Raw genomic sequence first — 16,476 nt, forward strand, 5'->3', positions numbered from 1 at the left:
TATTCGTCCTTTGCACGCGTCAGGGCGTAAAAGAAAAAAGGTTAATATTCCAGTGCCCAGGACTGATAGGAGAGCTTCTTGTTTGGCGACTTTTCCCTCGTATTTTTTGGCGTAGCCAAATCATATTAGGGGTAATACAAAGGCAAAAAATGCGCCGATACACCAAATGACAACCGCGCTCCAAAAGAAACGATGATTCCAACGGTTAGCGGATTGACAGGCTTTAGCTAAGTCAGGGTCGGCAGGACAGGTGCGACCCGGGCGATAAAGCAACCAACCGGCTATCAACAAAATCACGGCGGTGATGCCAAAGGTCAGCGCCGGGTTCATGCCAAACCATTGTAAAAACGGCAGTTGCTCACTATACAAACTCACCACCGTAGACCCCATGCCAAGGCTCACCAATATGACCGGTAACGCACAGCATAGTAAGGTCGGCACGGAAGCGAATAAAATCCAGATGCCCCACTTTTTGGGTTTGACGGCGTTATTTTCCACAGCAGCAACTCCCTTGTTTACCGGATTGTTGAATGGGCGGACAGGGTACATCCCCATACGAGCAATACACGCAACAGTCTCCAGGTAAAGGTTTTAATAACGTGCCACAAAAGCTGCATTCATAAAAATACTGGCAGGCATCCGTCGGCATCTGTTCGGTTTTGCTTTGGCCGCATTGCGGACAGGTTAAGGTGGATTCAAGCGTGATCATAAGCAATTATCCTTCACGCTCATGGATTTAAACGCAAAGCCGCGTTGGCGAAAAATAGCGGTCAGTTGGCTTTCGGTGAAGGCCACAGATGCGTCGGTGCAAATCTTGACCTCACCTTTTTTAACATCCGTTTTAATCGACTTAACGCCATCCATGTTCTTAAACTCGGCCTCTGCGCGCGGTACACAACTGATGCAGGTAACACCGCCGATTTGAATGTCATAGCCCTTTTCAGCGGCGAGTAGGTTCGGTGTGCTCAATAGCATCGCAAGGCCGGCCATGCCTATCTTCCATACAGGTGGTTTTGTTTTCATGTGAGTCTCCATAAAAATGTTTAATTAAACTACAGTCTTCCAAGCGGTCACCTTGATGACACTGTGCCCGCAATTGTTCAAGCCCCGCTTTAATTTGCAATAAATCAGCAACGCGCTGGTTAATTTGGTTAATTTTCAATGTTGCACGTTGTCCAATATCGTCGCATTGTGTGGTGGGTTGCTGATGCAATTCGATCAGCTCTTTAATTTCTTCCAGTGTAAAACCCAGCGCTTGCGCGCGGCGAATAAAACCCAGTCGTTCGACACTTATTTGATTGTAAAGTCGATAACCCGACGCACTGCGTTGCGCAGGATGAATGAGGCCTAATTGCTCGTAATAACGCACTGTATCGGTTTTGACTTGAGCCAATTGCGCCAGTTTGCCAATCGTCAGTTCAGTCATCTTTTCCCCTTTTAGTAGCATGATAAACCTTGGACTATACCCCAAGGTCAAGTGTGGCAGATAATTTTTTTGCGTTGCTTTTAATGGTGGTTAAAATAGCCTTCCAAATTGACAGGAAGATAGCCATGCAACGCATCACCTTAGAGCGTTATCAAATTGTGTTTTATGCGCTGGCGATTGGGGCAGGCCTGGTGGTCGGTGCGCTCACTTCTGGATTTAACAGGGTATTTGAAAGTTTGCTGTGGCCGGTATTGGCGTTATTGCTGTATGCGACGTTTGTGCAAGTGCCGTTACTGCATTTAAAACAAGCCTTTAGTGACCGGCGTTTTGCCTTGGCAAATTTGGTCGGTAATTTTGTACTGGTGCCGCTGATGGTATGGGGGTTAATCCAATTTTTACCCGATGATCCGCTGTTGCGTTTGGGGGTGTTATTGGTATTGCTGGTACCTTGTACCGACTGGTTTATTACCTTCACCCAACTCGGCAAAGGCTGTAGTGCGCGGGCGATTGCGATTTCGCCGATTAATTTGGGTTTGCAGTTGTTGCTGTTGCCGTTTTATTTGTGGCTGATGCTACCACAAAGTTTTAGTATCGAAGTTGAATGGCACGCGTTACAGGGCGCGGTGTTGGTTATTTTAGTCCCGCTAATCTTGGCGTTAGTGAGCGAAAAATGGATTGAACGCAAAGCCGAACGTGCACAGTACCGTGAGATGTTGGCTTGGTGGCCGGTTCCCTTATTGGCGCTGGTGGTGTTTTTAATTGCCGCTTCACAAGCGCAGGCGGCATGGTTGGCGGCGCAGAGTTTGCTGGCGGTGATCCCGGTTTATATTGCGTTTTTAATTTCAGCCGCATTATTAGCCAAGCTAATGAGCCACGCTTTAAAATTCGATGCCGAACACGGACGAACCTTGGCCTTTAGTTTTGGCACACGTAATTCGTTTGTGGTATTGCCAATAGCACTGAGTTTGCCGCAAGGCGCGGAAATCGTTACCCTAGTGATCGTAGTGCAATCACTGGTTGAACTGATTGGCATGGTGTTTTATTTATGGTGGTTGCCGCAAAAACTATTTAAATAAAATTACTGCACCTAGCCTAGGAAACCAGGCCTGGTGGTTGAATAGCCTATTCAAACTCTAGCGCGGCAAAAATCCGCGATGCATTGATCGCCGCCAACTCCTCAAAGGTGTCCAGATGGCTAAATTGACTTTGGTCAATTTGTGATGCCTCCGCTAAACTGCCGCCGTCTTCAATCAGCTTGCGCACTTGGGTATGCATAAAGTCCAAATACTCGAAGGTATAGCGGTTAACTTGAGTAAAGTTGGTCACCCCGCCATGTCCCGGCACAATGATTTTATCCTGCGCTAACGCAGTAAAAATTTGCCAGGTTTCAACCCATCCGAGGGTATTGGTTTCGGGTAACACATTCAGCAAACGCTCGTGAAACGCGATATCACCGGCTAACACCACATTGCGTTCGGGCAAAATAATCGAAATATCGCCCGGTACGTGTGCTGCACCCAGCCAGCGCAGTTGGGCGGTGATGCCGCCTAATTCTAAATCCAACGCCGTCTCAAACGATTGATCAAAACTGACCATGCGCGTGCCATCGGCTTTTTCTTTGGTGACACGACGTGTTGATTCTAAATAGGCGTTTTTTGAAGTTAATCTCGCATTTTGGTCCTGTTTTGACCGTATTTTTGGCCTTTTAATTGGTTTTTGTTGGTGTTTTCCAGTTTTTGGGCACACCAACCATCCGATGCGGTTTTAACATTGTAAGAGGCATCGACGTCTTGGGTGTTTTCGCCCTTGGCATTTTTATGGGGTCGGTTGTTTTTGGCTTGAATAACGGTGGCATCAATAATACTGGCTTGACCATTTTTAATAATGACGCCTTGGCTATTGAGTTGATGATTGATGTTATCGAGCAGCGTTTGTAACAGACCGCTTTTGTTGAGATTGTTTCTAAAGCGCCATATAGTGGAATGATCGGGCACGGGGTCTGTAAGGCTTAGGTTTATAAAGCGTTTAAAAAGTAGGTCACGAGCCAGTTGTTTTTCACAGGCGGGGTCGCTTAGATTGTAAAAGCTTTGCAGTAATAGGATTTTGAACATCATCAAAGGTGGCCAGGCTCTTTCGCCAGTAGGGCTGTTGTTTAACGTGATCATTTGCAATTCAATGGACTTCCAATCAATGAGTTGATTGAGTTCGTCTAACTCACTAATGGCTTCGTGCTGATGAATGAAGGCATCGGCAAGTGAGGTTTGAGTTAGGTTTTTCCAAGCCATTTTAGTGCTCCATTGAATTGTTTTAATGGGGTGTATTTTAAACTTAACCGTTAGAGATTGCATGAGTATGACTTGGGTTCAAGTCTTTTTCGTGCAAAGCTCTCACCATGTATAAAATGGGTTTTTGCGTGTGTTTTTTAATTTCATCGTGTAAGGCTTTAGCGACTAAATAAGATGCGCCGGCATTAAACACCAGTACACCGCGCTCACCAATGACAAACACCATATTGTTATTGTGGCCGGCGTTTTCATAGGTCGGGCCTTGGGTTGCGCCTATTGTGGCATATACGTCATCAGCAACTTTAACCGGCTGGCGATAAAGCAATGAAGCGGGATACAGGTCGGCTTTGGCCCGAGCCGACTGGCTCACCACCAGGCCTGGTAAAACGGCTGTCAAACCGATAGATTTTAAAAACCTTCTGCGTTGCATAATGTGATCTCCTTTAGTTTGATATTCGTGATTTTGATGTTTACGACATGCGCTCAGGTTTTGATTGAGAAGCGTATAAAAATGTGTCTAATTAAACAGCAAAAACCTTAATGTTTAAACACTTTCCAAGCGGAAATCAGCAGTAAGACCGCTAAAAACAACCCGAGCCATTGTGCGGGAACCAGGCCGAGCATCAAGCCGCCGACGAGCGCGCCAGCGATTGAGCCGACACTCATCCAGATTAATAAATCCCTTTCACGACGTAGTGCATCAAAGGCTTGCGCTTGGCGGTAGCGGAAAAACCCGACCAGCATAGTGGGCAGACTGACCAATAACGACAGGCTGCCGGCGGTTTTGATGTCGATGCCCCAGAGAATCACAATAATTGGAATCAATAATTCGCCACCAGCGACACCCAATACCGCGGCTACAATGCCGACCACCAGGCCTGCTAATAGGCCGACTAAGGCTTGTAACCAGGCCTGCTGAAATAAAGGCGTACCCGTTTCACCGAAACCGACTAGGTGTTCCCAAAACATAATCAGCGCCAGCGCAATCAGCAATCCGAACACCACGCGGTTAAGCATCGCGGGGGCGAGTTTCATCACGTAACCGGCGGCATACCACGCGAAAAAATCGAGGTGATCACCACCACCAAACTCATGGCTTTATTGAGAATAATCGCTTCCAGTGTGGGCAGGCTGAAAACCGCCACCAAAATCGGCAAACGGAATTCCGCCCCTCCCAAGCCAATCAAGCCGCCGAGCAAACCAATCAGAGCACCGAGCAGCGCCGCCAGCCAAAGTTTTTGCAATCCAGTCATCGTGTTATTCCGTCATTGCCACCGACTTAATCAGTGCATAAACCACCAGGCCTGGTTGTAGGTTTAGGCGTTGGGCGGAGGCTTGGGTGATTTCGGCGAATAGTTGTTGCTGGTGGCTTAGGTTTAGGCGTACTAATAAACGATGTTCATCGAGCGGAATTAATTCATCTATCGTCGTCGGCAAGTGGTTGATGATGCTTAAATCTTTGGGGTCGGATAGGGCTAAACTTACATCACGCGCCAGCACACGAATGCGTACTTGCGGCGTATGAATGTCGTGGGTTGGGCTGAGGTAGAGTCGATCGTCGCCCAGTTTTATTTCACGTAATCCAGCCTCCACCAGGCCTGGTTGTCCAATTAAAACCGATACCGCACCTTGTTCGTCAAATAAGGGCGAATCGGCACGCGCTAAAGCTTGTTGTAGGGTTTCAATGGTTTCAATTTGGCCGTCTTTCATAAACACGATTTGGTTCGCCAAACGTTCGACTTCAATCGGTGCATGGGTGATATAGAGCACTGGCAAATTAAATTCAGCCACCAGTTCTTCTATCAAACTCAGCAATTCAGCTTTGGCGCGCCAATCGAGTGCGGAAAGCGGTTCGTCCATACACAGCAGTTTGGGCGACATAAGTAACGCTCGCGCAATTGCGACGCGCTGTTTTTCGCCGCCGGATAAAAAGGTGACCTCTCGATCCAGTTTGTCGGCGATGCCAACCCGTTGAACAATCTTGTCAAAATCTGCAGGCGGCTGGTTTTTGGGTAAACGCTTTACGCCATACATCAAGTTTTGGCGCACAGTCATGTGCGGAAACAAGGCGGCATCTTGAAACACAAAACCCAGGTGACGCGCTGGAGTCGGTAGAAGTTTATCAGCATCTTGCCACACTTCACTATCAACAACTAAGTGTCCGCGCGTGCGTTTATCTAATCCCGCTATGGCACGCAACAGCGTACTTTTTCCGCTGCCAGATCGGCCAAATAATACAGTCACGCCGTTAAGCGGCAAACTAAATTCGCCGGAGTTTAATTTAAAGCCGCCGAGGTCAAGCGTGAGGTTGCCGCTTAGCTTGGCGGTTAAGGTTTTTGTGGTCATGAATTTATCCTACCTTTACGCCAAAACGACGGTTTAAACCGTACACCAGCATGAGTACGAATAACGAAAACACCAACATCATGCCCGATAAAATATGCGCTTGGGTGTATTCCATCGCTTCTACATGGTCGAAAATATCAATCGACACCATGCGGGTTTCGCCCGGAATATTACCGCCCACCATTAACACCACGCCAAATTCGCCCACGGTATGCGCAAAGCTGAGTGTTGCGGCGACCAAAAACCCGCGTTGCGATAAGGGTACGACAATGGTAAAAAACCGATCCAACACATTGGCGCGTAGGGTGGCGGCCGCATCAAGTAAACGATGCGGAATCGCTTCAAACGCGTGCATTAAGGGTTGAACCGCGAAGGGCAATGAGTAAAACACCGAGCCAATCACCAGGCCTGTTTTGCTGAAAGTGAGCTGGCCTTCAAAGCCAAAAAAACGTAAAAATTCGGTGACCGGGCCGGTCGGGTTCATGGCAATTAATAGATAAAAACCTAAAACGGTCGGCGGCAAAACCAACGGCAAAGCCACCAAGGCTTCAAGCACAATTTTGCTGGAGGACTTCATTTGCGACATCCACCAGGCCAGCGGTGTACCGATAAGTATGAGGATGATCGTGGTATAGGTTGCCACTTCCAACGTCAGCCAAATGGGCTGCAAATTGACGGCGGTGCCGAAAAGTTCAATCATGTTTATGTCCGTTTTTGGTTTTAGATGACGAAGCGCAAAGGAAGGCAGGTTATCCCCCTCCCAGCGGGAGGGGTTAGGGGAGGGAGCATTTTATCGTCCTATCTCACCCTCACCCCGACCCCCTCCCATCAAAGGAGGGGAATTGAACTTTCGTGGTTAATTAAATCTTAGTTCGGCAAGTTATAGCCGTAACGTTGGATAATTTCAATTGCTTTGGGCGATTTCATATATTGCATGAAAGCTTTCGCGGCTTGGTTGTTTTCGCCGCGTTTGGTGGTCACTGCCGCTTGGTTTATTGGCTTGTAATCGCTTTGTGGTAGTTCCCAGTATTCGCCATTTTTGTAGGCAGGGCTGGCTGGATCAACTACCTGTGATTTGGCGACAAAGCCGATTTCCGCATTTTTAGTGGCGACATATTGAAACGCATGCGCAATACTTTCGCCGTTGACCAGTTTGGGGCGCAGGGTTTTGTAAAGGTCGTGTTTGTTTAAAAACAGCTCGGCCTGGGTGCCATAGGGCGCCGTTTTGGGGTTCGCAATCGCTAAATGGCGGAATTCGGCTTTTTTAAGAATGTCCATTGCGTTGTTCTTTACCGCGAGTGTTGGGCTATAAAGCACCAAAACGCCTTGGGCATAGACAAAATAACTGTCTTCGACGGCTAGGTTTTCTTTCACCGCCATTTGTGGGGTGGATTCGTTGGCGGCGAAGTATAAATCAAACGGTGCGCCGTTTTTGATTTGGGCAAACAACTTACCTGTGGGGCCAAATGAGAAGCGAATGGTGTGGCCGGTATCTTTGGTAAATTCGGCGCCGATTTCTTCAATGGTTTTGGTGAAGTTGGCAGCCACTGCCGCGGTGACTTGGGCTGCATGCGCCACATTGGTTGCAGCAAAACAAAGCACCAGGCCTGGTAGTAAGGCTTTAAGGTTCATAATTACATCCAATAAGAATAAAAAACCAATCGATAAATACCAAAGGCTAACTCGCTTGGGGTTAAAAAACCCGTTTGAACGGGCTGGCGGATAAACAAGAATCTTTAATTTTTAATGTTTAATTATTAATTAAGAAAGACCGTGTGTTGAATTAAGCATTCAAAATTAAACATTAAAAATCACTCGTCAACGCCAATCAATACATGCGAGGCTTTTATCAGCGCGCAAATCGGTTCGCCTTCGCTGAGTTTGAGTTCGTCTAGTGCGCTGTGGGTAATAATGGATGACAGGGTATTACCGCCTTTGAGCTCGACGCTGACTTCCACATTGACCGGCCCTTCGGTGATTCGGCTGACTTGCCCGCATAAAAAGTTGCGTGCGCTAATCAGGCCTTTGGCTTGCTCTTTGGCTAATACCACCCAGCTGGCTTTAACCAGTGCCCAAGCCGTGACGCCCGGTTTTAAGCCCATGCGCGTCACGCTGTCGGCGGTCACGGTCGCCACAATGTAGTCATCGCCTTGCAGTTTTAGCGTGACTTCTGCGTTCACTTCACCAGTTTTGATGCTTTCGACTGTGCCATAAAAACTATTGCGTGCGCTGGTTTGCATTTTGATTCTCCGCACTAAGGGCAAAATATCGGCATCGGTGTTCTCTAACGATGCCATCCATATCGCCTGCATGGCCGATAAACGTTCGTGCATGGTGACAATTTGCAGGCCGGTTTGGGTAAGGGTGGCACCGCCGCCACCTTTGCCGCCGTGTTGGCGATTGACCAAAGGCACGCCCGCCAGATTGTTCATAATCTCGACCGCATCCCAGGCCGCTTTATAAGTCATGCCGACTTGCTTGGCGGCTTGCGACACGCTGCCGGTCGCTTCAATTGCTTGCAACAAATGCAAGCGTCGCGGGCTAATATCCCCTGAGCCTAAATGCACATGCCAGGGCGCGAAAAACTCGGGTTGATGGGGGGGGGCGAACATCAACTAGTACCTAGGTAAATAACGATGCTCAAAATATACCCAGGTATATAGTGCCTGTCAAATACTTTTTGATCACCAGGCCTGGTGGTACACTGTGAAGAATAATTTTTAGGAGTGGATACAAATGGAAAACAAGGGTGTTTTTTGGCTGGTCGGTTTGGCAAGTGTGATTGTAATTGTGGCAGGCCTTAAGGCCGCCGAGGCAATTACGATTCCGATTATGTTGGCCTTGTTTATCGCGATTATTAGTACGCCGTTTTTGCGCATGATGACCACGCGTGGTGTGCCGTCCTATTTAGCCGTGGTGATCGTGCTGTTTGTGTTAATTGTGTTTGGTGGTTTATTAGCGATGGTGGTTAGTCATTCGATTGATAGTTTTATAAGTCAAATGCCGCATTATCAAATGCGTCTACAAATTATGCTAAATAGCCTTTTGCCCTTGTTTGAAACACTTAATCTGCCGGTAACGCGCGAAATGCTGATGGAGCATGTTAACCCGTCGAATGTGATGGGCACGATTGGTAGAGCCTTATCTGCGGTGGGTTCGGTATTAACCAATGTGTTTTTGGTGGTGTTTATTGTGATTTTTATTTTAATGGAAGAGGCCACTTTTCCGCGCAAAATTCGGGCGGCGATGCCGGATGCGCAATTTACCCTAGACACCACCAGCGGGTTTATGGCGCGTGTAAATAAATATCTGCTGATTAAAACCATTATCAGCTTTGTTACCGGGGCTTTAGTCACGACTTGGTTGTACTTTATGGGGGTCGATTTCCCGATTTTATGGGGGCTGGTGGCAATGTTAATGAACTTTATTCCTAACGTGGGTTCATTGATTGCAGCGCTGCCGGCTGTGTTGTTGGCAATGGTTCAGCTTGGGTTTGGTGATGCCGCCCTCGTTGCGCTGGGTTACTTGGCAATTAATGTGGTGATGGGGAACTTGCTGGAGCCCAAGTTTATGGGAAAAGGTTTAGGTTTGTCACCGCTGGTCGTGTTTTTATCTTTACTGGTCTGGGGTTGGCTATTTGGTCCGGTCGGCATGTTTTTGTCGATCCCTTTAACCATGATTGTCAAAATTGCACTTGAACAGTACGAAACCACTAGATGGATTGCGATTATGTTGAGCAATGACGCACCCGAGCCAAAACCAAGTGAGATCGAAACCGCGGCTCAACAAAAATCGCATTAAGTTTGGCTATAGCACTAATAGCGATATTTAATTATCTTTTCCATTTTAATAGTTCTAGTATGAGTATAGGGCACCGTAATAAGTGTGACCAATAGATAAAATAAGGAGCGATAAAATGGAGAAGCCAACAACCGGTAAATGCCCGGTAATGCATGGTGGTAACACGTCCGTTAGCACTTCAAATATGGATTGGTGGCCAAATGCCCTAAACCTAGACATATTGCATCAGCATGATCGTAAAACCAATCCGCTTGATCCCGATTTTAATTACGCCGACGAGTTTAAAAAACTCGATTTGCAAGCGCTCAAACAAGACTTAAAGCAATTAATGGTCGACAGCCAGGCCTGGTGGCCAGCCGATTGGGGGCATTATGGCGGCTTAATGATTCGCATGGCCTGGCATTCAGCCGGCACCTATCGTATTGCTGACGGTCGTGGCGGCGCAGGAACCGGAAACCAGCGTTTTGCACCACTTAACAGCTGGCCGGATAATGTGAACTTAGACAAAGCACGCCGTTTATTGTGGCCGATTAAAAAGAAATACGGTAACAAACTGTCTTGGGCTGACTTGATGATTTTAGCCGGCAATATGGCGTATGAGTCGATGGGGCTAAAAGTATTCGGCTTTGGCGGTGGACGGGAAGATATTTGGCATCCGGAAAAAGATATTTATTGGGGTTCTGAAAAAGAATGGCTGGCGCCAAGTGATAACCCGGATAGTCGTTATTCCGGTCAGCGAGATTTAGAAAATCCGCTGGCGGCGGTGATGATGGGGCTGATTTATGTTAACCCAGAAGGCGTGGATGGCCAACCTGATCCGCTTAAAACCGCGCAGGATGTGCGGGTCACGTTTGAACGCATGGCGATGAACGATGAAGAAACCGTGGCCTTGACCGCGGGTGGTCATACGGTCGGTAAATGTCACGGCAACGGCGATGCCAGTAAGTTGGGAGCCGAGCCGGAAGCGGCCGATGTGACTGAACAAGGCTTTGGTTGGCATAATCCAAAAGCCAAGGGCATGGGTCGAGATACTGTTAGTAGCGGGCTTGAAGGCGCCTGGACAACCAACCCGACCCAATGGGATAACGGTTATTTCTATTTATTGTTTAATTACGATTGGGAACTAAAAAAATCGCCAGCCGGAGCTTGGCAGTGGGAACCCATCAACATTAAAGAAGAAGATAAACCAGCGGATGTTGAAGACCCATCCATTAAACATAACCCGATCATGACCGATGCCGATATGGCGATGATTAAAGATCCGATTTATCGTCAAATATCTGAGCGTTTTTATAAAGATCCCGCCTATTTCTCAGAGGTATTTGCACGCGCCTGGTTTAAATTAACGCATCGTGATTTAGGGCCTAAAGCACGTTATCTGGGTTCGGATGTGCCCGCTGAAGATTTAATTTGGCAAGACCCAGTTCCAGCGGTTGATTATGATTTAAGTGATGGCGAAATAGCCGAGTTAAAAACCCAAATTTTAAATAGCGGGTTATCGGTTTCTGAACTGGTGGCGACGGCTTGGGATAGTGCGCGTACCTTCCGTGGTTCGGATTATCGTGGTGGCGCGAACGGTGCCCGTATTCGACTTGCACCCCAAAAAGATTGGCTAGGCAATGAGCCGGAACGCCTGCAGAAAGTGCTTAAAGTACTGGAAGGCATTCAAGCCGGTTTAACCAAACCTGTTAGTTTGGCCGACCTAATTGTACTAGGTGGTTCCGCTGCGGTTGAAAAAGCCGCCCAGCAGGCGGGTGTTAAAGTCACGGTTCCGTTTGCGCCGGGTCGCGGTGACACCACACAAGACCTAACCGATGTGGATTCGTTTGAAGCATTGGAACCTTTACATGATGGTTATCGAAACTGGTTGAAAAAAGACTATGTAGTTTCGCCAGAAGAAATGCTACTCGACCGCACTCAATTAATGGGTTTAACCGCGCCTGAAATGACGGTGTTAATCGGTGGTATGCGTGTATTGGGAACCAACCACGCAGGCACGCAGCACGGTGTATTCACTGATCGTCCGGGTGTATTAACGAATGACTTTTTCGTGAATCTGACCGATATGAATTACCACTGGAAACCAGCCGGTAAAAATTTATATGAGATTCGAGATCGTCAAACCGATCAACTTAAATGGACCGCGACGCGAGTAGATTTGGTGTTTGGTTCAAACTCGATTCTGCGATCTTATGCCGAAGTGTATGCACAGGATGATAACCAAGAAAAGTTTGTTAAAGACTTTATTAAAGCTTGGGTGAAAGTTATGAACGCTGATCGCTTCGATTTGAAATAAGGTATTAACAATAAGCCATAAAAAACCGCCGTGACTCGATGAGTGACGGCGGTTTTTTGTTTAGGCTTTTAAAAAATCAGAACCGATTTTTAAAGTTCGGGCGTTATTTTTTCGGGTTTAACCAGGACTTTAAATAGTGCCCAGTATGTGAACCTGGGTTTTTCGCCACCTCTTCTGGGGTGCCGGTTGCGACAATCATGCCGCCGCCATCGCCGCCTTCTGGACCAAGGTCAACAACCCAGTCGGCGGTTTTAATCACGTCCAAGTTGTGTTCGATAATCACAATCGTGTTACCACGATTACGCAGTTCATAAACCACTTGCATCAACTGTTCGATATCGTGGAAATGCAAGCCGGTGGTGGGCTCATCCAAAATATATAACGTATTGCCAGTGTCGCGTTTGGATAATTCTTTTGAGAGTTTGACGCGTTGCGCTTCACCACCCGAAAGGGTCGTTGCACTTTGGCCCAGTTTAATGTAACCCAAACCGACATCCATTAAGGTTTGCAGTTTACGTGCCAAAGCCGGAATTGCATCAAAGAAGGCGCGGGCATCTTCGACTGTCATTTCCAGAATGTCGTGAATGGTTTTGCCTTTATAGTGAATTTGCAAAGTTTCACGATTGTAACGATGGCCGTGACATACATCACAAGGCACATAAATATCTGGCAAAAAGTGCATCTCGACTTTTAATACGCCATCACCTTGGCAAGCTTCGCAGCGACCGCCTTTTACATTAAAGCTAAAGCGCCCTGGGTTGTAACCACGTGCGCGCGATTCAGGGGTGGTGGCGAGTAATTCACGAATTGGCGTAAACAAGCCGGTATAAGTCGCCGGATTCGAGCGTGGTGTGCGTCCAATCGGGCTTTGGTCAATGTTTACGGCCTTGTCGAAATGCTCTATCCCTTCAACTTTTTCGTGCGGAGCAGGTGTTTGCATCGCGCCATTAAGTTCATTGGCGGTGATTTTGCTCAGGGTTTCGTTGATTAGGGTTGATTTACCTGAACCCGAAACCCCGGTAATACAGGTGAGCAAACCCGCTGGAATTTCGAGCGTGACATTTTTTAAGTTATTGCCTGATGCGCCAATAATACGCAACCAGTTTTCAGAAGGCTTTAAGCGCGTTTCCGGTATCGCAATCGCACGGCTGCCGTTTAAATATTGACCGGTTAAAGATTGCGGGTTGGCGGTGACTTCGTCTGGTGTACCTTGCGCCATAATACGACCGCCGTGAATACCCGCACCCGGGCCGATATCAAGCACATAATCGGCGGCGCGAATCGCGTCTTCATCGTGTTCGACCACAATCACGGTGTTGCCCAAATCGCGCAAATGCGTGAGGGTTTTTAACAGGCGGTCGTTGTCGCGTTGGTGCAAACCAATCGAAGGTTCATCTAATACATACATAACCCCCACCAGGCCTGCGCCAATTTGGCTGGCCAAACGAATACGTTGGGCTTCGCCACCTGATAAGGTGTCGGCGCTGCGATTAAGGGTGAGGTAGTTAAGGCCAACATTGACTAAAAACGATAAACGCTGGCGCACTTCTTTAACAATCGGCTCGGCGATTTGGCCTTTTGAACCCGGCATACTGAGGGTGTCGAAAAAGTCGTACAATTCGCCAACCGAACGGTGGGTGAGGCTGGGTAGCGATACATCGGCGACAAACACATGACGCGCGGCTTCGTTTAAACGTTCACCATGACAGGTTTTACAGGGCGTGGTGACGCGGTATTTATCCAATTCATCACGCACGGTTTTGCTGTCGGTTTCGGTATAACGGCGTTCCATATTAGGCAATACACCTTCAAACCGACGCACTTCCGAATACTTGCCATGCGGTAACGGCAACTTTTCTTTACCCGAACCAAATAGCACAATCTGTTTGTATTTGTCCTCCAACTCTTGCCAGGACAGCTCCATGTCGAAACCATAATGTGTGGCGACGGCCATGAGAATGTCGTAATAATATTTGTGGCGCCGATCCCAACCGCGAATTGCGCCGCCGGCCAAACTCAGTTCCGGGTGTGTAATCACGCGTTCGGCATCAAAACTTTCTTTAACCCCTAAACCATCACAGGTCGGACAAGCCCCGTGCGGGTTATTAAAAGAGAATAAACGCGGCTCAAGTTCCGGCACGCTGTAACCGCAATGCGGACAGGAGAATTTATCGGAAAACAGCAAGGCAAAATCGTCTTCGTCATCCATCGGCAATACTTGCACAATGCCTTCCGACATGCGCAGCGCGGTTTCAAATGATTCGGCTAAACGCTGCTTTAAATCGGCGCGCACTTTAAAGCGGTCAATCACCACTTCAATGTTGTGTTTTTTGTTTTTATCCAGCTCAATCGTGCCATCTAAATCCATCAAACGACCATTGACACGCGCACGGATAAAACCTTGGGCTTGCAGTTCATCTAATAAATTGTGATGTTCGCCTTTGCGACCACGCACGACCGGCGACACTAATAAACATTTTGTGCCTTCTGGCAGCTCTAAGGTGCGATCTACCATTTGGCTGACGGTTTGGGCTTCAAGATCAACATCGTGGGTTGGACAGCGAGGTGTACCAGCGCGTGCATATAACAGGCGTAAATAATCATAAATTTCGGTGACGGTGCCCACGGTAGAGCGCGGGTTGTGTGAGGTGGATTTTTGCTCAATCGAAATCGCCGGTGATAAACCTTCAATATGATCCAAATCTGGTTTTTCCATCACAGACAAGAATTGACGCGCATAAGCCGATAAGGATTCAACATAACGACGTTGGCCTTCGGCATAAATCGTATCAAACGCCAACGATGATTTGCCTGAACCCGATAACCCGGTAATCACAATCAGTTTGTCACGCGGTAATGTGACATCGATGTTCTTTAAATTATGGGTTCTCGCCCCGCGAATAATAATGTTCTCAAGCATGGTCAACCAACAATTTGCGCAAAAGAGAAATTATAACATGTTTCTTTTTTGACAAACCTAAGGGCATCTCGAATACCCCCTAGTTGATTCTGGCCACGCCAAGTTTTTCAGATCAAGGCGTGAACCTGCCGGAATGTCTAGACATCGCAAAGGTTCACAACGCAGAATTCAAGCTGGGGTTAATCGAGGTATCCAGTAAAAATTTGTGCATTGATTTTTGCTTAGCAAGCTAAAATTGGTCTTAAATTATGGTTTAATGAGCGCTTAAAACAAGGTATGAACGAATGATAGAAACTTATGAAGACTTATATGCAGTAGTTAATCAAGCCTTGGCAGAAAAGCCAATGGATGATATCCGTATTGATATTACCGATAACCAGGCCTGTCACTTAATTCATACGCCAAGCGGACGCAAAATGGTACTGATGTTGGCGCGCTTAGAAGACGAGTATCGTGTTGGGTTTGCTTATTTTGAAGCGGGTCAAAAGCAAGCTTTTTGGATTGATGATGTTTTGTCACAAGGCGTAAGCCCATCTTTTATTACTCAGCTAATTGAGTCCCATCTAATTACCGCATCTAATTATTAAAGCGGCAAAAGTCGCGGTTAAATCTTTCTGCTTAACGGTTTATCTGGGGCGAGTGATGTATTTGACCCGCCCCCTTTAGATCGCGAATCAGTTAATCTCCAGCACACCATCAATTGTCACACTTAGGGTTTGTGAGCCCATTTCAATGCTCGGAGCATTCGTGTCGCTGGCCGTTAGGCTGCGTGCTTGAAGCGGCAAGGCATAGTTTGGTTGCAAACGTGTTTCAGCCAAACGATAGTGTTTTTCGTTAAAGGCTTGGGCTATAAACTTCGCCTGTTGTTGATACTTTTGAATCGCTTTGCTCAGCAAGGCTTGTTCAACTTGCTGACGTTTGTTTGGGCTAATATCGGCTCGGACTGATTGATAAATTAAATGACGCTGTAGGCTACTTAATACACCGGTAATGTCGGCATTATCTTTGGGAAGATTAAGCCTAAGGTCTTGCTGACCAGACCATTCGCTAATCCGGCCGTCTCGCTGAAAATGGGGGCGAACATGGTAATTGCCGGTTTGAGCATATTGGCGATGATCGGTCGAAAGTTCATTCAGAGCCGCTTGCATAATTTGATTGACGCGCTGGCTAACTTGATCCGCGGTGCTGGCTCGGTATTGGGCTGCAAATACAACATGTAGACGATCATTTTCGACGGTTTGTTGTTCGGTCACGCTAAAGCTAATACGGTGCGGGTCAGCGAGCACCAGGCCTGGTGCTAAAAGCAAACAAGCCGATAATACGAGGAATTGAACCGTTTTATATGGATTGGGCATCTCGATTAACCCCTGATTCATTCTGGCAACGCCAAGTTTTTCAGATC

Annotated in this window: 19 protein-coding genes; 4 read left to right on the top strand and 15 right to left on the bottom strand. The window is 47.4% G+C overall.

The genetic code is table 11. The annotated features are described in order from the left end of the window. Nucleotides 1-120: 120 nt before the first annotated feature. The 4 genes from IBX48_RS00420 to IBX48_RS00435 are packed head-to-tail and all read right to left on the bottom strand — an operon-like array spanning nucleotide 121 to nucleotide 1,426. Nucleotides 121-498: a hypothetical protein gene (locus IBX48_RS00420; protein WP_296829374.1), complete on the bottom strand. Its 378-nt coding sequence runs from the start codon at nucleotides 496-498 to the stop codon at nucleotides 121-123. Then, complete coding sequence (locus IBX48_RS00425) at nucleotides 488-715, bottom strand: GDCCVxC domain-containing (seleno)protein (protein WP_365942340.1); 228 nt, start codon at nucleotides 713-715, stop codon at nucleotides 488-490. The genes IBX48_RS00420 and IBX48_RS00425 overlap by 11 nt, the downstream gene beginning before the upstream one ends. After that, nucleotides 706-990 (bottom strand): heavy metal-associated domain-containing protein, encoded by a 285-nt coding sequence (locus tag IBX48_RS00430; RefSeq protein WP_296829380.1) that lies wholly within the window; start codon nucleotides 988-990, stop codon nucleotides 706-708. The genes IBX48_RS00425 and IBX48_RS00430 overlap by 10 nt, the downstream gene beginning before the upstream one ends. Next, entirely contained in the window at nucleotides 941-1,426 is a 486-nt protein-coding gene (locus tag IBX48_RS00435; protein ID WP_296829384.1) for a heavy metal-responsive transcriptional regulator, read from the bottom strand. Before IBX48_RS00435 ends, IBX48_RS00430 begins: the two co-directional genes overlap by 50 nt. A gap of 125 nt (nucleotides 1,427-1,551) precedes the next feature. Between IBX48_RS00435 and IBX48_RS00440 the strand changes: the two genes are divergently transcribed. Then, complete coding sequence (locus IBX48_RS00440; RefSeq protein WP_296829387.1) at nucleotides 1,552-2,502, top strand: arsenic resistance protein; 951 nt, start codon at nucleotides 1,552-1,554, stop codon at nucleotides 2,500-2,502. Between the two features lie 46 nt (nucleotides 2,503-2,548). On the opposite strand, the gene IBX48_RS00445 is transcribed toward IBX48_RS00440, so the two are convergent. From IBX48_RS00445 to IBX48_RS00485, 9 genes are all read right to left on the bottom strand, one after another. Further along, nucleotides 2,549-3,022 carry a hypothetical protein gene (locus tag IBX48_RS00445; protein ID WP_296829390.1) on the bottom strand — a complete coding sequence of 158 codons (474 nt, stop codon included), beginning with the start codon at nucleotides 3,020-3,022 and terminating at the stop codon, nucleotides 2,549-2,551. A 65-nt stretch (nucleotides 3,023-3,087) separates the two neighbouring features. Beyond that, nucleotides 3,088-3,711 carry a transposase gene (locus IBX48_RS00450; RefSeq protein WP_296829393.1) on the bottom strand — a complete coding sequence of 208 codons (624 nt, stop codon included), beginning with the start codon at nucleotides 3,709-3,711 and terminating at the stop codon, nucleotides 3,088-3,090. Nucleotides 3,712-3,754: 43 nt separating this feature from the next. Beyond that, nucleotides 3,755-4,141, bottom strand: a complete 387-nt coding sequence (locus IBX48_RS00455) for a hypothetical protein (protein ID WP_296829396.1) — start codon at nucleotides 4,139-4,141, stop codon at nucleotides 3,755-3,757. A 107-nt stretch (nucleotides 4,142-4,248) separates the two neighbouring features. Continuing rightward, nucleotides 4,249-4,746 carry a sulfite exporter TauE/SafE family protein gene (locus IBX48_RS00460; RefSeq protein WP_296829399.1) on the bottom strand — a complete coding sequence of 166 codons (498 nt, stop codon included), beginning with the start codon at nucleotides 4,744-4,746 and terminating at the stop codon, nucleotides 4,249-4,251. After that, nucleotides 4,746-4,964, bottom strand: a complete 219-nt coding sequence (locus tag IBX48_RS00465; RefSeq protein WP_296829402.1) for a hypothetical protein — start codon at nucleotides 4,962-4,964, stop codon at nucleotides 4,746-4,748. Before IBX48_RS00465 ends, IBX48_RS00460 begins: the two co-directional genes overlap by 1 nt. 4 nt (nucleotides 4,965-4,968) lie before the next feature. Further along, nucleotides 4,969-6,057 (bottom strand): molybdenum ABC transporter ATP-binding protein, encoded by a 1,089-nt coding sequence (gene modC / locus IBX48_RS00470; RefSeq protein ID WP_296829405.1) that lies wholly within the window; start codon nucleotides 6,055-6,057, stop codon nucleotides 4,969-4,971. A gap of 4 nt (nucleotides 6,058-6,061) precedes the next feature. Next, nucleotides 6,062-6,757, bottom strand: coding sequence for a molybdate ABC transporter permease subunit (gene modB / locus IBX48_RS00475; protein ID WP_296829408.1), 696 nt, complete (start codon nucleotides 6,755-6,757; stop codon nucleotides 6,062-6,064). A gap of 167 nt (nucleotides 6,758-6,924) precedes the next feature. Continuing rightward, on the bottom strand, nucleotides 6,925-7,689 hold the full coding sequence (gene modA, locus IBX48_RS00480) for a molybdate ABC transporter substrate-binding protein (RefSeq protein ID WP_296829411.1): 765 nt from the start codon (nucleotides 7,687-7,689) through the stop codon (nucleotides 6,925-6,927). A 179-nt stretch (nucleotides 7,690-7,868) separates the two neighbouring features. Further along, nucleotides 7,869-8,669 carry a TOBE domain-containing protein gene (locus IBX48_RS00485; RefSeq protein WP_296829414.1) on the bottom strand — a complete coding sequence of 267 codons (801 nt, stop codon included), beginning with the start codon at nucleotides 8,667-8,669 and terminating at the stop codon, nucleotides 7,869-7,871. Between the two features lie 124 nt (nucleotides 8,670-8,793). On the opposite strand from IBX48_RS00485, the gene IBX48_RS00490 reads away from it, so the two are divergent. Further along, a complete protein-coding gene (locus tag IBX48_RS00490; protein ID WP_296829417.1) occupies nucleotides 8,794-9,858 on the top strand; it encodes an AI-2E family transporter in 1,065 nt (354 codons plus the stop codon). A 115-nt stretch (nucleotides 9,859-9,973) separates the two neighbouring features. Then, a complete protein-coding gene (gene katG, locus IBX48_RS00495) occupies nucleotides 9,974-12,154 on the top strand; it encodes a catalase/peroxidase HPI (RefSeq protein ID WP_296829420.1) in 2,181 nt (726 codons plus the stop codon). A 103-nt stretch (nucleotides 12,155-12,257) separates the two neighbouring features. Here katG and uvrA read toward each other — a convergent pair whose 3' ends face one another. Continuing rightward, nucleotides 12,258-15,074, bottom strand: coding sequence for an excinuclease ABC subunit UvrA (uvrA, locus tag IBX48_RS00500; protein ID WP_296829423.1), 2,817 nt, complete (start codon nucleotides 15,072-15,074; stop codon nucleotides 12,258-12,260). Nucleotides 15,075-15,358: 284 nt separating this feature from the next. Here uvrA and IBX48_RS00505 point away from each other — a divergent pair, with 284 nt between their 5' ends. Then, the gene (locus IBX48_RS00505; RefSeq protein WP_296829429.1) at nucleotides 15,359-15,661 is read left to right on the top strand and encodes a hypothetical protein; all 303 of its coding nucleotides are present in this window, start codon (nucleotides 15,359-15,361) and stop codon (nucleotides 15,659-15,661) included. An 87-nt stretch (nucleotides 15,662-15,748) separates the two neighbouring features. On the opposite strand, the gene IBX48_RS00510 is transcribed toward IBX48_RS00505, so the two are convergent. Next, on the bottom strand, nucleotides 15,749-16,476 hold a 728-nt coding region (locus IBX48_RS00510), incomplete at its 5' end, for an SIMPL domain-containing protein (RefSeq protein ID WP_296829432.1).

The sequence above is a fragment of the Thiomicrospira sp. genome, assembly GCF_014859555.1.
Taxonomy (GTDB): domain Bacteria; phylum Pseudomonadota; class Gammaproteobacteria; order Thiomicrospirales; family Thiomicrospiraceae; genus Thiomicrospira.

Bases quoted from the DNA above. Each gene is read 5' to 3' on its own strand.
- IBX48_RS00430 (WP_296829380.1), bottom strand. From the start codon at position 990: ATGGCCGGCCTTGCGATGCTATTGAGCACACCGAACCTACTCGCCGCT.
- IBX48_RS00435 (WP_296829384.1), bottom strand. From the start codon at position 1,426: ATGACTGAACTGACGATTGGCAAACTGGCGCAATTGGCTCAAGTCAAA.
- IBX48_RS00440 (WP_296829387.1), top strand. From the start codon at position 1,552: ATGCAACGCATCACCTTAGAGCGTTATCAAATTGTGTTTTATGCGCTG.
- IBX48_RS00445 (WP_296829390.1), bottom strand. From the start codon at position 3,022: ATGGTCAGTTTTGATCAATCGTTTGAGACGGCGTTGGATTTAGAATTA.
- IBX48_RS00450 (WP_296829393.1), bottom strand. From the start codon at position 3,711: ATGGCTTGGAAAAACCTAACTCAAACCTCACTTGCCGATGCCTTCATT.
- IBX48_RS00455 (WP_296829396.1), bottom strand. From the start codon at position 4,141: ATGCAACGCAGAAGGTTTTTAAAATCTATCGGTTTGACAGCCGTTTTA.
- IBX48_RS00460 (WP_296829399.1), bottom strand. From the start codon at position 4,746: ATGAAACTCGCCCCCGCGATGCTTAACCGCGTGGTGTTCGGATTGCTG.
- IBX48_RS00465 (WP_296829402.1), bottom strand. From the start codon at position 4,964: ATGACTGGATTGCAAAAACTTTGGCTGGCGGCGCTGCTCGGTGCTCTG.
- modC (WP_296829405.1), bottom strand. From the start codon at position 6,057: ATGACCACAAAAACCTTAACCGCCAAGCTAAGCGGCAACCTCACGCTT.
- modB (WP_296829408.1), bottom strand. From the start codon at position 6,757: ATGATTGAACTTTTCGGCACCGCCGTCAATTTGCAGCCCATTTGGCTG.
- modA (WP_296829411.1), bottom strand. From the start codon at position 7,689: ATGAACCTTAAAGCCTTACTACCAGGCCTGGTGCTTTGTTTTGCTGCA.
- IBX48_RS00485 (WP_296829414.1), bottom strand. From the start codon at position 8,669: ATGTTCGCCCCCCCCCATCAACCCGAGTTTTTCGCGCCCTGGCATGTG.
- IBX48_RS00490 (WP_296829417.1), top strand. From the start codon at position 8,794: ATGGAAAACAAGGGTGTTTTTTGGCTGGTCGGTTTGGCAAGTGTGATT.
- katG (WP_296829420.1), top strand. From the start codon at position 9,974: ATGGAGAAGCCAACAACCGGTAAATGCCCGGTAATGCATGGTGGTAAC.
- uvrA (WP_296829423.1), bottom strand. From the start codon at position 15,074: ATGCTTGAGAACATTATTATTCGCGGGGCGAGAACCCATAATTTAAAG.
- IBX48_RS00505 (WP_296829429.1), top strand. From the start codon at position 15,359: ATGATAGAAACTTATGAAGACTTATATGCAGTAGTTAATCAAGCCTTG.